At 59.7% G+C, this 13872-nt stretch carries 12 protein-coding genes; 5 read left to right on the forward strand and 7 right to left on the reverse strand.

Annotated features, from left to right (window positions below; translation table 11 throughout):
* The first annotated feature begins 309 nt into the window (after nucleotides 1–309).
* On the forward strand, nucleotides 310–1353 hold the full coding sequence (locus LLH00_05220) for a DUF4837 family protein (protein MCE5270666.1): 1044 nt from the start codon (nucleotides 310–312) through the stop codon (nucleotides 1351–1353).
* Nucleotides 1354–1363: 10 nt separating this feature from the next.
* The gene (gene dnaE, locus LLH00_05225) at nucleotides 1364–4948 is read left to right on the forward strand and encodes a DNA polymerase III subunit alpha (GenBank protein MCE5270667.1); all 3585 of its coding nucleotides are present in this window, start codon (nucleotides 1364–1366) and stop codon (nucleotides 4946–4948) included.
* Nucleotides 4949–4981: 33 nt separating this feature from the next.
* On the opposite strand, the gene LLH00_05230 is transcribed toward dnaE, so the two are convergent.
* The 4 genes from LLH00_05230 to LLH00_05245 form a co-directional block, all read right to left on the reverse strand.
* Complete coding sequence (locus tag LLH00_05230; GenBank protein MCE5270668.1) at nucleotides 4982–6448, reverse strand: SEC-C domain-containing protein; 1467 nt, start codon at nucleotides 6446–6448, stop codon at nucleotides 4982–4984.
* A gap of 243 nt (nucleotides 6449–6691) precedes the next feature.
* A complete protein-coding gene (locus tag LLH00_05235; protein ID MCE5270669.1) occupies nucleotides 6692–6997 on the reverse strand; it encodes a nucleotidyltransferase domain-containing protein in 306 nt (101 codons plus the stop codon).
* A complete protein-coding gene (locus tag LLH00_05240) occupies nucleotides 6990–7406 on the reverse strand; it encodes a nucleotidyltransferase substrate binding protein (GenBank protein ID MCE5270670.1) in 417 nt (138 codons plus the stop codon). The genes LLH00_05235 and LLH00_05240 overlap by 8 nt, the downstream gene beginning before the upstream one ends.
* Nucleotides 7407–7542: 136 nt before the next feature.
* A complete protein-coding gene (locus LLH00_05245) occupies nucleotides 7543–8184 on the reverse strand; it encodes an MBL fold metallo-hydrolase (protein ID MCE5270671.1) in 642 nt (213 codons plus the stop codon).
* A gap of 291 nt (nucleotides 8185–8475) precedes the next feature.
* Between LLH00_05245 and LLH00_05250 the strand changes: the two genes are divergently transcribed.
* Together LLH00_05250 and LLH00_05255 are read left to right on the forward strand one after the other, a co-directional pair.
* Complete coding sequence (locus LLH00_05250; protein ID MCE5270672.1) at nucleotides 8476–8757, forward strand: hypothetical protein; 282 nt, start codon at nucleotides 8476–8478, stop codon at nucleotides 8755–8757.
* Between the two features lie 43 nt (nucleotides 8758–8800).
* Complete coding sequence (locus LLH00_05255; protein MCE5270673.1) at nucleotides 8801–9706, forward strand: restriction endonuclease; 906 nt, start codon at nucleotides 8801–8803, stop codon at nucleotides 9704–9706.
* Nucleotides 9707–9708: 2 nt separating this feature from the next.
* Here the strand turns inward: LLH00_05255 and LLH00_05260 are convergent, their stop codons facing one another.
* The 3 genes from LLH00_05260 to LLH00_05270 are packed head-to-tail and all read right to left on the reverse strand — an operon-like array spanning nucleotide 9709 to nucleotide 13015.
* A complete protein-coding gene (locus LLH00_05260; GenBank protein ID MCE5270674.1) occupies nucleotides 9709–10491 on the reverse strand; it encodes an SDR family oxidoreductase in 783 nt (260 codons plus the stop codon).
* Complete coding sequence (locus LLH00_05265; GenBank protein MCE5270675.1) at nucleotides 10491–11219, reverse strand: type 1 glutamine amidotransferase; 729 nt, start codon at nucleotides 11217–11219, stop codon at nucleotides 10491–10493. Before LLH00_05265 ends, LLH00_05260 begins: the two co-directional genes overlap by 1 nt.
* A 20-nt stretch (nucleotides 11220–11239) precedes the next feature.
* Nucleotides 11240–13015, reverse strand: a complete 1776-nt coding sequence (locus LLH00_05270) for a hypothetical protein (GenBank protein ID MCE5270676.1) — start codon at nucleotides 13013–13015, stop codon at nucleotides 11240–11242.
* 245 nt (nucleotides 13016–13260) lie between these two features.
* On the opposite strand from LLH00_05270, the gene LLH00_05275 reads away from it, so the two are divergent.
* Nucleotides 13261–13758, forward strand: a complete 498-nt coding sequence (locus tag LLH00_05275) for a hypothetical protein (GenBank protein MCE5270677.1) — start codon at nucleotides 13261–13263, stop codon at nucleotides 13756–13758.
* The last annotated feature ends 114 nt before the right edge of the window (nucleotides 13759–13872 follow it).

Consider the following 13872-nt stretch of genomic DNA (forward strand, 5'->3'; position numbering starts at 1 on the left):
CCGCGGGTGCAACCCGCCCGCCGCCTGTGGCGGCGGCTGCGCGGCCCCCCCGCCGGAGCCCGGGCCTTGAGCCGGACCGCTCGGTCGCAACCTGTGTTCCGGCTCGCAATTTAGTCGCAATCCGGCTGCCAGGCAAGGCCACCCGAATGCTGGCCCGCCGTACTTGACCCGCCGCAGCCAACCCGTTAGGTTCAAATGTTGCCCGCAAGTGCAGTCCATAAAACACGCGACAGACGTTATCCATTACACTTTCAACCTCTTAGCCGGCATGCCCCGAGGGCGGTCCGGACGAGACACAAGGAGCCGAAAATGACCGCCGCTTCCTCCCTGAAAAGCACACTCGCGGTCCTGTCCGTGGTGGTTATCGGGACGGCTGTCTCCTGCACCGAGTTGCACGTTCAGAAACCACGCGCTTTCGGCCGCGAAAAGGAAATCCTCGTAATCTGCAGCGACTCGGCCTGGGCCGCGATCGAACCGGACTTGCGGCGCAAGGTGGAGGTCGAGTTCCACGCCGTACGCTGGGAGAAAATCTTCGAGCTGGCCCACGCCAACCAGAAAGATGTCAGCTATTTCAAGGAATGGGATAAGATTATCCTGATCGAGTCGCTTGAAAAGAAAATCCTCCTGCCGGATGTGGTGGATGAGAAGACCATGAAGAAAGTGGCCGAGAGCCAGGAGGGCCTGTTTTTCACCCAGCCGGATATCTGGGCTCGCGGGCAGGTGGTGGTCGGGCTGGCCAGCGCCGCCGAGTCCGACCTTCCCCGCGTGGTGGCGCTCTACGGCGACCGTATCTACCAGTCCTTCCTCAAGATACTGGAGAAGGAGGAAGCCGAGAACATGTATATCAGTGGGATCAACAAGTCCCTGGCCGATTCCCTGGGCAAGAGCTGCGGCTTCTCGGTCACCCTGCCCATGGTGTACCAGCGGGTCATGGCCGACTCGCTGCCGCCCAACCAGTGGATGTTCGTGCATCAGGATCCGGTGCGCAGCCTGGTGATCACCCGGATCGACCACCCCGGGCCACTGGACCTGAGCCAGGCGGGTCTTGCCGCCCTGCGCGACTCCCTGCTCGCGACGCAGGCCTATCCTGGCATGCGCACCCTGCCAGAGCGAGTCGACACCAGCAGTGTGACAGTGGACGGACAGAACCGCATCCGGGTCTTCGGGGTGTGGGAGAACCTGGAACAGATCAGCGGCGGCATCTATGTCCAGCAGATCATCGACCTGCCCGACCGGGACCGCCGCTACATCCTCGATTGCCTGCTGTTCTGCCCGGACTCGCGCAAGAACAAGTACCGTTATGTCTGCCAGCTCGACCGTATCATGGACAGTTTCACCCTGACCGGAAACTAAGGCTCTGCCTGTGAGCGATATACCGTTTGTCCATCTTCACAACCACTCGGATTACAGCCTGCTCGACGGTGCGGCCAAGATCAAGCGCATGGTCGCCAAGGCCGCCTCGTTCGGGATGGGCGCCCTGGCCTTGACCGACCACGGCAACATGTTCGGGGCGCTCGAGTTCTACACCGAGGCCAAGAAAGCCGGGATCAAGCCCGTCCTGGGCATGGAGAGCTACATCACCCACGGCAGCCGGTTCACCCGCAGCGCCGAGGAGGGGGCGGGCAACTACTACCACCTCACTCTGCTGGCCGAGAACAACACCGGCTACCAGAACCTGGCCCGTCTGTCCAGCATCGGCTTCCTCGAGGGGTTCTACTACAAGCCGCGTATCGACCTGCAGGTCCTGGGCGAAAAGCGCGAGGGCCTGATCGCCCTGAGCGGCTGCGTCAAGGGCCCGGTGGCCGACCTGATCGCCCGCGGCCGTCCGGAGGAGGCCCGCGAGGCCGCCCGCATGTACCGTGACCTGTTCGGCCCCGGACGTTTCTACATCGAGATCATGGACCACGGCATAGATATCGAGCGGCGGGTGCTGCCCGAGCTGGTCAAGATCGCCGGGGAGCTCGAAATCCCGCTCGTGGCCACCAATGATGCCCACTACCTCTGCCGGGAGGACGCCGAGGCGCAGGATGCCCTGGTCTGCATCCAGACCGGCAAGGTGCTGGACGACACCAAGCGCCTCAAGTTCGGGACCACCGAGCTGTACCTCAAGAGCCAGCAGGAGATGCTCGAGACGTTCCGCGATTTCCCGGATGCGGTCACCCGCACCGCCGAGGTCGCCGAGCGCTGCAACGTGAGCCTCGAATTCGGCAAGTACCTTCTGCCCGAGTTCCCGCTCCCGGATGGCTACGACATGAACAGCTATCTGGCCGAGCTGGCCCGCGAGGGCATGAAGAAGCGCTACCCCCAGGCCGATGAATCGGTGGAGCAGCGTCTCGCCTACGAGCTGGACATCATCCGCCAGACCGGTTTCCCCGGCTATTTCCTTATCGTCAGCGATTTCGTGCGTGAAAGCCGCGAGATGGGCGTGCCGGTGGGGCCGGGACGCGGCTCGGCCGCCGGGAGCCTGGTCTCCTACTGCCTGGGCATCACCAACATCGACCCCCTCAAGTACAACCTCCTGTTCGAGCGTTTCCTGAACCCCGAGCGCGTCTCGATGCCCGATATCGACATCGACTTCGCCGACCGCGAGCGCGAGCGGGTGATCCAGTACGTCAAGGACAAGTACGGCGAGGACAATGTCACCCAGATCATCACTTTCGGGACCATGGCCGCCCGGGCCGTGGTGCGCGATGTGGGCCGGGTGATGGGCATGCCGTTCGATGAGGTGGACCGTATCGCCAAAATGATCCCCGAGGAACTGGGCATCACCCTGGACAAGGCCCTCGAGGTGCGGCCCGAGCTGCGCGAGCTGGGCGAGAAGAACCCGCGTATCGGCAAGCTGCTGGAGATTTCGAAGACCCTCGAGGGCGTGAACCGTCACGCCTCCACCCACGCGGCCGGCGTGGTGATCGCCCCGGGCAGGCTGACCGATTACGTGCCCCTGTTCCGCTCGCCCCGCACGAACGATATCACCACCCAGTACGACAAAGATTTCGTCGAGAAAATCGGCCTGCTGAAAATGGATTTCCTGGGCCTGCGCACCCTGACCGTGATCCAGGACGCCCTGGACATGATCAAGCAGAATACGGGGGTGGAGGTGGACCTGGACGCCCTGCCGCTGGATGACCCGGCCACCTACGAGATTTTCTGCAACGGCGACACCGTGGGCATCTTCCAGTTCGAGTCCGGCGGGATGCGCGAATACCTGCGCAAGCTGAGGCCCGAGTGCCTGGATGACATCATCGCCATGAACGCCCTTTACCGTCCCGGCCCCCTGGGCAGCGGCATGGTCGAGGACTTCATCAACCGCAAGCACGGTGACGTGGCGGTCGAGTACCTGCACCCGGTCCTGGAGCCGATCCTCAAGGAAACCTACGGCGTGATTGTCTACCAGGAGCAGGTGATGCGGATCGCCAGCGAGATGGCCGGGTTCACCCTGGGCGGGGCCGACCAGCTGCGGCGGGCGATGGGCAAGAAGAAAAAGGAGGTCATGGACGAGCAGAAAGGCAAGTTCATGGCCGGGGCCAAGGAAAAGGCGATCGACCCCAGGATCGCGGACAAGGTGTTCGAGCTGATGGCCCATTTCGCGGGCTACGGGTTCAACAAGAGCCACAGCGCGGGCTACGCCGTGCTGGCCTACCAGACCGCCTGGCTCAAGGCGCACCACCCGCGCGAGTTCCTGGCCTCCACCCTGACCAGCGAAATGAACAATTTCGACAAGCTGGCCGTGTTCCTGGAGGAGTGCCGCCGCATGAAAATCGGCATCCTGCCCCCGGATGTGAACGAGAGCGGCCCCGTGTTCACCGTGGTCGAGGGCGGCATCCGTTTCGGCCTGGCCGCGGTCAAGAACGCCGGCCGCGGGGCAGTGGACTCCCTGGTCGAGGAGCGCCGTCGCGGCGGGCCCTACAAGAGCCTGGGCGACCTGATCGACCGCGCGGACAGCCGCATGGTGAACCGTCGCCTTCTGGAAAGCCTGATCTGCGCCGGGGCCTTGAACTCTTTCTGCAACCGTCCCGAGCAGCTCATGGCCGTGCTCGACAGCACCGTGGAGGTCTGCCAGCGCCTGGCCGCCGAGCGCGCCAGCGGCCAGATGAGCCTGTTCGGCTCGCAGGAAAAGTCGGTCCCCAAGGGCGAGGACCTCTTCCCGCCTCTGCCCGAGAGCTTCGAGGCCTGGGCGCCGGGCCAGGACCTGGAATACGAGAAGGAGTACCTGGGCTTCTACATCTCGGGCCACCCGCTGGACCGGTTCGGCGAGGAGCTGGACGCTTTCGGCAACACCACCAGCGTCACGTTCAACGACCCGGACCTGGAGCGTCAGAGCATCATCCGCCTGGGCGGGATGATCTCCACATTGCGCACGTTTTTCGACCGCAACAACAAGGAATGGGCCGTGATCACCGTGGAGGACCGCTACGGCAGCGTGGACGCGTTCGTGTTCGCCGAGGCCTACGAGCGCCACCGCGACCTGGTCTACCAGGGCTCGTTCGTGCTGGTCTCCGGGCGCTACAGCAAGCGGCCCAACGATGAGACCGGCAAGCTGATCGCCGACTGGCTGATCGCCCTGGAGGACATCCGCTCCGACAGCGCGGTGGGGGTGGAGGTGCATTTCAAGCCGCGCGAGACGGATGAGGCGACGCTGAAAAAGGTCCAGGCCGCCCTGTTCGGGCACGTGGGCGACAACCCGGTCTACCTGCGCCTTCTGGAGCCGAATGGGGAGTATCTTCTGCGCAGCAAGCAGATTACGGTAAAGCCCGTGGACAGTCTTCTGGCCGAGCTGCGAGCGCTCCTGGGGCCCTCCGGCGCCAAGCTGGCCTGGCACCCCTCCAAGGGGGCGGGCCTGCTGGCCTCGGGCAAGCTGGAGAATTTTATGAATGCCCGCGGCTCCAATGGCAAGGGTGGCGGCAAGGGCGGCAACGGCAAGAACGGGGGGTGGGTGAAGAAGGAGTGAGGGGGGAAGGGGAATTTAATATTTAGAATATTATTACTTATCAATATTCATAAAGAAAGCCGCCGGGAATCGTTTCGGGAAGCTACGACGCTTGGTTTGAACCGTTAAAAAATCATATGTGCCAGCAACTGCTATGGCAGCAGCAAGAAAATCTCCATGTCCGGATGCAACTAAAGGACCGGCTGCGAGGAGAGAGGTAACGGCGTCACCTTTTATCATTTTTAGTAGATCAGCGTCAATTTGATTCCATTCTTCCTGTGCTTTATTAATTTCTTCATACAATTCTTCAGTCAAAAGTTGTGTATTTTTATCATCATATTCTTCTCCAGTGCATGCGCTTTTCCATACTTTTCTCAAGAACATTCGCATTGATTCAAGCCGACCTTCTTTGCGAAGTAATAGAGCATGTTTGAGGTCTACGGAATTCAAATAAGATAACTTGTTGTTTTGTATTGCTTTCGCAAACGGGGACCATATTCTTGTCTCGGTTGATTGAGAATCGCGATCCAATTCGATTTCACGCCACCTTGCAAAAAGATCAGTTACTAAATAAGAGTTAGTAATACTTGCAGTTAACTTGGCTATCTCGTAGTTCGAGCCTGATTTGAGTGCAAACATTTGCCCGTTGTCAGAATTCTGACCAAGCGGTTCTAAAAAATTGGGATCATTGTCTCGTTGATTTTGGACATACAACAAGAAATCATCTGCTGTTAATCCTCTTTTTTCTAATTCGTTTTCCTCAAAACGTTTTCTTAAAACTGAATCTGGAGCCATAAGGACCAATTCTGTCCGAGCCATTTTTTCGCCATGTCGGCACTTAAGTTCTTGGACGGTTCTCTTCATTGCTTTGTGCAACTCCGGATTATCTGCAAATTTTTTAATTTGTCGCTCCATGGATTCCCAGTTAAGCCGTCTGTCAAAATCCGCTGGAGTTCGTATTACTTCAACTATTCCGTCTTCTATCCAAGGAATAAGAGAAAACCATAAATTAACATCTTTAAGTGTTTGAGAGCGGTACTGTTCTGGTTCCAATATTGGATTGTATTGATCTCTGACACTTGATGGATATATAAATGGATCCACGACGAGTATTTTGTTTGCATAAAGCGAATGCCTAATAATGCCTTTAATAAAATATTCTGGTTCATAATCCCCAACATATAGCCCTGAAACCTCTGAAGATGCAGATTCAAGAGCTTTAACTATATCTAAATCTGGCGGCCAGAATTCCATTACGGCTTCGTGGATTTCTTCAACGGCATTAGCAGTGAAGGCCGCTTTGTATGTTGAGAGATCATTTGTAAGATTTCTAATCTGCAAGATGTCCGCTAATCTATTGAGAAAATTGATATTTCTTCCCCTTATCGAAAGATATGGTATCCAATCAGCTCCTGTACTGAAGATACCATTCCAATCGACTTTGTTTTCGCAGCAGTGTTTATATTTTTTGCCGCTGCCACAGGGGCAAATTTCATTTCTTCCAACTTTCGTTGTAGACATTGTGGCCTCAACATTAAGCAAGGTTTTTATCGATCAAGACATGCTTAGTCCCTGTGCCAGTGCCTGGACTAATCGGACAGGTTGGGAGTTTCGCGCTTTTCCTCCCCCTTTCGTAAAGGGGGATACAGGGGGATTTGCCTTTTGCCAATCTCCGCGCCCAGCCGGGAAAAACGGCGGAATCCTGAATCCCCCCTGGCCCCCCTTTGGGAAAGAGGGGGGTAAAACCGCGCCGCCAGCCCGCCTCTACCGCCCCGGACGCCGCAGCAGCTCGCAGTTTTTCTCGATTGTCTTGCGGAAAGATTCGGACAAGGTGTGCCAGTCGAGCACGTCCACCATTATCGGCAGGTCGGATTCGGCGAAAGCCTCGCGGATCGCTGTCAGGCGGCCCAGTCCGAGCCCGGCGGGGCCCCGCAGCACCAGGTCCAGGTCGGAGTGCGCCCGCGCCGCGCCGCTCACCCGCGAGCCGAACGCCCAGGCCTCGCAGTCCGGGGCCTGGGCCTCCAGCACGGAGCGAATTTCATCGAGGCAGTCACTGCGCAGGTCAATCATTCAACGCCTCCAGCCGCGCCAGCAGGGCCTTGGCCTCGGGGACGAAACGTCCGGCCGCGGCGTAGACCAGCTCGGCCTGGGCCTGGTCGTAGGTGTGCGAGGTGAGGTTACGTGCCTCGCCGTATTCGAACCAGGGCCGGGGGTCGTCGATAAGACCCTCGCGCGCGGCCAGGCGGAAAAGTTCCTTGCGCGTGCGGGGAAGCCCGGCCTCCTCGGGGACCCGGTTGACTTGCAGCCAGCGCTGGATGAATTTCCAGCACTGTTCGTAGGCCACCTCGAAATTCTGGATCACCCCGGCGCGCACTGTCATGCGTAGGTCCTCGCCGAAAGAGTCCATCCCCTCGCGCGCGGCGTCTATCGAGCGCTCCAGCGCCTCGACCGACTTCTGCAGGCTGCTCAGGTCAAGCATGTCCGCCCTCCGGGGTGGATGTGGCCACAAGGCTGCAATTCCTTAGATTTGAAACGAATTTAGACCTCGTTTCGCGGAAGTGTCAAGATAATCCACCCCGCCAATGCCTCCGCGTGAGCGGGATATATCCCGCCCCTCACTTTATCCCATGCTCACGCTTGTACTCGGCCCAGTTGGCCTTGAGGTCCACGAACTCCTCGAAACTGCCGCAAAGAAGGAACGGGTTGGTCCGTTTCTCGTTGCCGATAGTGGAGCTGGGCGCGGCGCCGTAATCGTGGCCCGGGTAGACCTTGGTCTCATCCGGCAGGGCAAGGAGCTTGCCGTGCAGGCTCTCGTACTCGGCGCGCGCGCCCGCGCCCAGGTCGGTGCCGCCCACCTTGCCCACGAACAGGGTGTCGCCGGTGAGCAGGATATCGTCGGCGAGCACGCAGATCGAGTCGTCGCTGTGGCCGGGCGTGTGGATTATCTTGAGTTTCAGGCCGCACAGGTCCAGGATTTCGCCGTCCTCCACCGGCACGTCGGTGTGGTCGCCGGTCAGCTTGTGCATCACGATCAGGGCCTGGCTGCGGCGGGCCAGCTCGACAATCCCGCCGGTGTGGTCGTAGTGGTCGTGGGTGCAGATCACGTATTTCAGCTCGCAGCGGTGACGGTCCAGAAGCTCGAAGAATTTCTCCGGCGCGCCGGACGGGTCGACCACCGCGGCGCAGCCGCCCGGGCCCTCGGCCAGGAAATAGCCGAAATTGCGGTCGCCGCCGGTCCTGACCTGTTCGAAAAGCATACTGCCTCCCTGTATTGTCACGGATGAATCGTTATTCCCAGGATTCGATGCCTTAGCATAGGCCCCGCGGGGTGGCCGTGTCAAGTGGCGATGGCTGAGATTGCGTCATTTACGTGACATTTCGCGCGGGGCGAGTTATGTTGGAATTGAGGCGAGAAAAAAGGACGGCCGCGGGCGCATGAGCGGACTTGGGGGGCGCCCGCACCCGGAGAGCAAGGAAAGGAGAGGGTTCTACCGGCGCGGCCGCGCACAGGCCCTGCCGGACACGGCAATTCCCTGGGGAAGTCCGCCATGCCCGAGAGCGACAGGAAAGACCTGGACCGGGAGATGGAGCGTCTGCGCCAGCGCGTGATGCTCCACCGTCAGGAGCTGCGCCGCGAGATGGAGGAGCTGTCGGCGGTGGGCGAGAGCCTGCGCTCCGAGCACAAGCGCCTGTTGCGCGAGCCCGAGGCGCTCGTGCTGGTGGAGCGTCCGCCCGAGAAGGTGAACGCCATGTGCGCGCGCTGCATCAACACCTGCAAGCAGGACGAGAGCGTGAAGATCAAGCATTGCGCGCGCTTCGAGGCGATATAAGAAAGTCTTAATGGAAATGTCGTTAAGGGAGAGGGACATCGATATGGCCATTCCCGATTACCAGACCTGTATGTTGCCACTTTTATCCTTCTCTCAAGATGGTTACGAGCACAGCTTTAGAGAAGCAGTTGAAAAGTTGTCTGAAGAATTTAGACTTACAGACGAAGAGAGGAAAGAAATGCTGCCCAGTGGGCGGCAGGAAATCTTCACTAATAGAGTTGGTTGGGCCAGAACTTATCTTAAAAAGGCTGGGCTTTTAGAATCAACAGGCAGGGGAGTAAATAGAATTACAAAAAGAGGATTTGAGGTTTTAAAGAAAAAACCTGACCGGATAGATGTTAAATTTCTCGAGCAGTTTAAAGAATTCAGGGATTTTCGATTAGCCAAAAATGTTAAATCCGAGACTGAAATTGACTTGGAATTAAATAGCAAGACGCCAGAGGAAATGCTCGAAAACGTGTACCAGAAGATGCGCAATGATTTGGCTTATGAATTATTACAAAAAATAAAAGTATGTTCCCCTTCCTTTTTTGAGAGATTGGTTGTTGAAGTCATAGTTAAAATGGGCTATGGCGGGACAAGAAAAGATGCTGGAAAAGCAATAGGGAAATCGGGTGATGGGGGTATTGACGGCATAATCAAAGAAGACAGGCTGGGTCTGGATGCAATTTACATTCAAGCTAAAAGATGGGAAAGCACGGTCGGTAGGCCAGATATTCAAAAATTTGTCGGAGCTTTATCTGGTCAAAAAGCAAAGAAAGGCCTCTTTATTACAACTTCCAACTTTTCTTCCGAAGCGGAAGATTACGTTTCAAGAGTTGATACCAAAATAGTTCTCATTGATGGTGAGACACTGACTCAGTTAATGATTGATCACGGCGTAGGCGTATCAACCATAAGTAATTATGAAATCAAGAAAATAGATTCAGACTATTTTTCTGAAGAATAGCCTCACACCTTCGGTCTTGCGCTGGTGAGCATCCGGCCGCCGTCCACCGGCAGGACAGTCCCGGTCACCCAGCGGCTGCAATCTCCAGCGAAGTAGAGCACCGCGTCCGCAATGTCATCCGGCCGCCCGTTGCGGCCCAGAGGGTGGCTCGCGCGCAGCTTGTCGTAGAACGCCTGCATGCCCTCCTTGCCCACTATCGGCTCGGCCAGCTCGGTCTCCTCCACCAGGGCCGGGCAGACCACGTTCACCCGGATCTGGTCGGCGGCGTGCTCGATGGCCAGGGTCTGGCTGAGCATCTGCACCGCGGCCTTGCTCATGCAGTAGAGCCCGGCCCCGCTCATGGCCTTGAGCCCGGCCACCGAGCTTATGGTCACGATGGAGCCGCCGCCGCGGGCTTTCAGGTGCGGGATCACCGCCTGGCAGAGGTGCCAGACCGCGCGGACGTTGGTCTCCATCAGAAGGTCGTACATGTCCTCACCGGCCACGGACAGGTCGGCGAAACGCATCGCCCCGGCGTTGTTCACCAGGATATCCAGCCCGCCCAGCTTGTCGGTCGCGGTCTTGACCAGCCCCAGGATCTGGGCGCGGTCGGTGAGGTCGCAGGGCAAGGCCAGGAGTTTTTCGGCCAGGGGGCCAGAGGCGGCCACGGTCTCGTTCAGCTTGTCCATGCGGCGGCCGCAGACCACCACCCGGCAGCCCTCGGCGGCGAAACGCAGCGCAACGGCCCGCCCGATCCCGGTCCCACCGCCGGTCACAATTGCGGTCTTGCCTTTGAGCAGTCCCATTATCTGCCTCCTGTCGCCCGGTTGCGGGCGAAACGGATGAACCGGCTGAACAGCTTGTCGGCCAGGTGGCGGCAGGCCGGTTCGTAATTCGGTATGTTCTGGAGTATGCGTTCCGGGTGGATATAGTCCAGCCCGGCGAAATCCTCGCCGCCGCGGGCGAGCCAGTCGCGCACGTGGCTTTCGGTGATCTCCAGGTGGTACTGCAGGCCCCAGATGCACTCGCCCAGACGGTAGGCCTGGTTGGGGAAAGAGGCCGAGCCGGCCAGGCGCGCCGCCCCGGCTGGAAGGTCGAAAGTCTGGCCGTGCCACTGGAACACGGTCTGTTGCTTGGGAAGGCCCTCGAACAGCGGGTCGTGCTCGGCCTCCTCGGTCAGGCCGAGGGCGTACCAGCCGATCTCTTTCACCGGCCCATCGTACACCCGCGCTCCCAGGGCTGCGGCGATTAGCTGCGAACCCAGGCAGACCCCCATCAGCGGAATGGAACGGGCCACGCACTGGCGCACCAGTTTCATCTCGGCAGCCAGGTTCGGATAGCGGTCCACCTGGTCCACGTTCATGCCGCCACCCATGATCAGCACCGCCACGGTATGCTCGCCCGGCGTGCGCGGCACGCTCTCGCCCAGCCAGGTGCGCACCAGGCGCAGCTCCAGTTCCTCGCGCAGGGCGGTCTCGCCGAACACCCCGGCGTCCTCGTGCTCCATATGCTGAATGACAAGAAGCTGCTCCATCTATCACCTCGCGTCGGGTTTCAATCCGTGGGAAGCGTACGGTACCAGGTGAAATACATCGTGCCCGCGGTCAGGACGAACACGACGGCCAGGCGGAAGAACATGACCCAGTTGTGCAGCATGAAATAGACCGGCATCATGTTCAGGCAGAACAGAGCCGCGGCCCCGACCAGGCAGTTGATCAGGTCGTAACGCAGCATATCCTCCCGGACGAACGCGGGTTCGCTGCGCTGCAAGTCCTGGCGCACGGGCCGCCACCAACCCCAGGGCTGGGTGCGGCGGTAGAATTCGACCAGGGTCTGCTGTCCCGTGGCCGGGGTGGCGAGGGTCACGGCCACCGAGACGGCCAGCGAAACGCTGCACATCAGGAAATAGAAAGCCCAGTCCGGCCAGACATAGCCCCAGTGGGTCTGGATGACTTTCTGCACCAGGGCCACGGCAAAGGCGGCGATCATCCCGAAAGCGAAGCCCCAGCCGTTGAAACGCCACCAGTACCAACGCAGGATCAGCGGGACGATCATGCTGCCGGACAGGATGCCGAACACCCAGACGCCCAGCTCCAGCACACTGTGCATCGACATGCCCAGCCAGACCCCCAGGACCACGAACACGGCCGAGCTCAGGTAGGTCACGGCCAGGAACTCGCCGCGCCCGGCCGCGGGACGGATGTGCCGGATGTAGATGTCGCGGATCACGTACGAGGTGCCGTTGTTGATCGAGATCGAGAAGGTGGACATGAAAGCCGCCAGGAATCCCACCAGGACGAAGCCTTTCACTCCGGTGGGAAGGATGGTGCTTATCATCCGGGGCAGGACCATGTCCGTGTCGGCGATGTCGATGCCGCCGGTGGTCAGGGCGAGCAGGGTGATCCCCACCACGAGGGTCCATTTGGGGAAAGTGAGCAGCTCGTAGCCCGCGCCCTGCTTGCATGTGTCGCGGGCGCTCCGGGTCGAGAGCATGAACTGCGTGCCCGGTCCCATGCCCGGCCCGCTGAAGAAAGAGAGCAGGGACTGGAAGCCCCACATCAGCACCCAGGGCATGAACAGGGCGAACGCCCCGGCCGGGTAGCCGGCCATGGCTACCCCCTCCATGTAGTCGATCCGGGTGGTGGGATGCAGGATGTCCCAGCCCGCGGGGGTGAGCGAGGCGATAACCTGGGGGCTGACCTTGACGAAGGCGGCCACGGTGATGTAGACCGAGGTCAGGAAAAGGATGAAAGTCTGGATCAGGTCGGTGTAGGCCACGCTGAACAGCCCGCCCAGCACGGCGTAGACCGCGGTGAACAGGATCACCAGCGCACCCCAGATCTGGGCGTTGACCGTGGGGTCGGAGCTCAGGGCCGGCACGAAAGCCGAGATGAACTTGCCCACCCCGACATAGGCGTAGGCCACGTAGCCGATCAGCGAGCCGATGGAGATGGCGGCCACGGTCAGGCGCGGCAGCTCGCCGGCCCAGCCCTCGCCGAAACGGAAACTCATCCACTCGGCGGCGGTCACCACGTTGGAGCGGCGGATCCAGCGCCCCAGATGGCACATCAGCGCCACCCCGCCGATCATCCATATATTGTAGTAGAACGAGCGCACACCCATGAAATAGAGGATCGACACGTTCAGCATGGTGCCGGTGATATCGATCGAGGACATGCTCGAGCTCATGGCCGTGATCCACCACGGGATGCGGCGGTTGCCCAGGAAATAGCTGTGCACGTCCCCCGAGGCTTCTTTCAGGTGCAGCAGTCCCACAATCAGCATTGTCGCCATATACCCGGCCACGATCAGGATATCCAAGAGGCTCACTAAGACACTCCGGTCGAAAAGATAAAAAGCCTGGAACAAACCATGTCTCTCCAAGATAAGAAAAGCGGACTGTGCTGAAAAGGTATTTCACCGCGCCGGGCCGCGCGGCGGTGCTTTCTGAGTGCATAGCCGCCCCGGCTGATGAATAATGGCTGCCGGGTTGCCGTCTCAGGTTGAGGAAATTATACTTGATTCGTGATGCAAAGAAGTATCCCCTGCCGGATCAAAGCGCAAGGAGTGAAACGATGGGCAAGTGCGGAAGGATGTTGCTGTCGGTTGCGTTGCTGTGCGTTTTCCCGCTCACCGCGGCGCGGGCGCAGGAGGTGCTCCTGGGGATCGGCGGGCGCGTGGGGGCGACCCTCGACCCGGACCAGGTGCATTTCGGCGTGCACGCCGACCTGGGTGAGATCGTGGAGAACCTGGTGTTCCGCCCGAATGTCGAAGTGGGCGTGGGCAACGACCTGACCATGGTCTGCCTGAACCCGGAAGTGGTCTACATGCTGACCGACCACAAGACCAAGAACTACGTGCCCTACGCCGGCGGTGGGCTGGGGTTCAACCTGCTCAGCCACCGCAATTCCAACCCGCGGGCGGATGACGATGAGTTCCAGGTAGGCCTGAACCTGCTGGGCGGCCTGGAGTTCGAGACCTCCGAGACCTCGAGCCTGTTCGTGGAGGCCAAGTTCGGGGTGGGTGACAGCCCGGACGTGAAACTCACTTTCGGCTTCACCGTGCGGCCCTGAGGGGGTTGCCCGAACGGAATGAAAGGTGACTTGCTGCGGGGCTGAAGCGGTCGAAACAAATGTAGGGGAGGGTTTTAAACCCTCCCCTACGTGTTTTGCGTCGATCCCGTAACC

This window comes from bacterium (assembly GCA_021372515.1).
In the GTDB taxonomy this organism is placed as follows: Bacteria; Gemmatimonadota; Glassbacteria; order GWA2-58-10; family GWA2-58-10; genus JAJFUG01.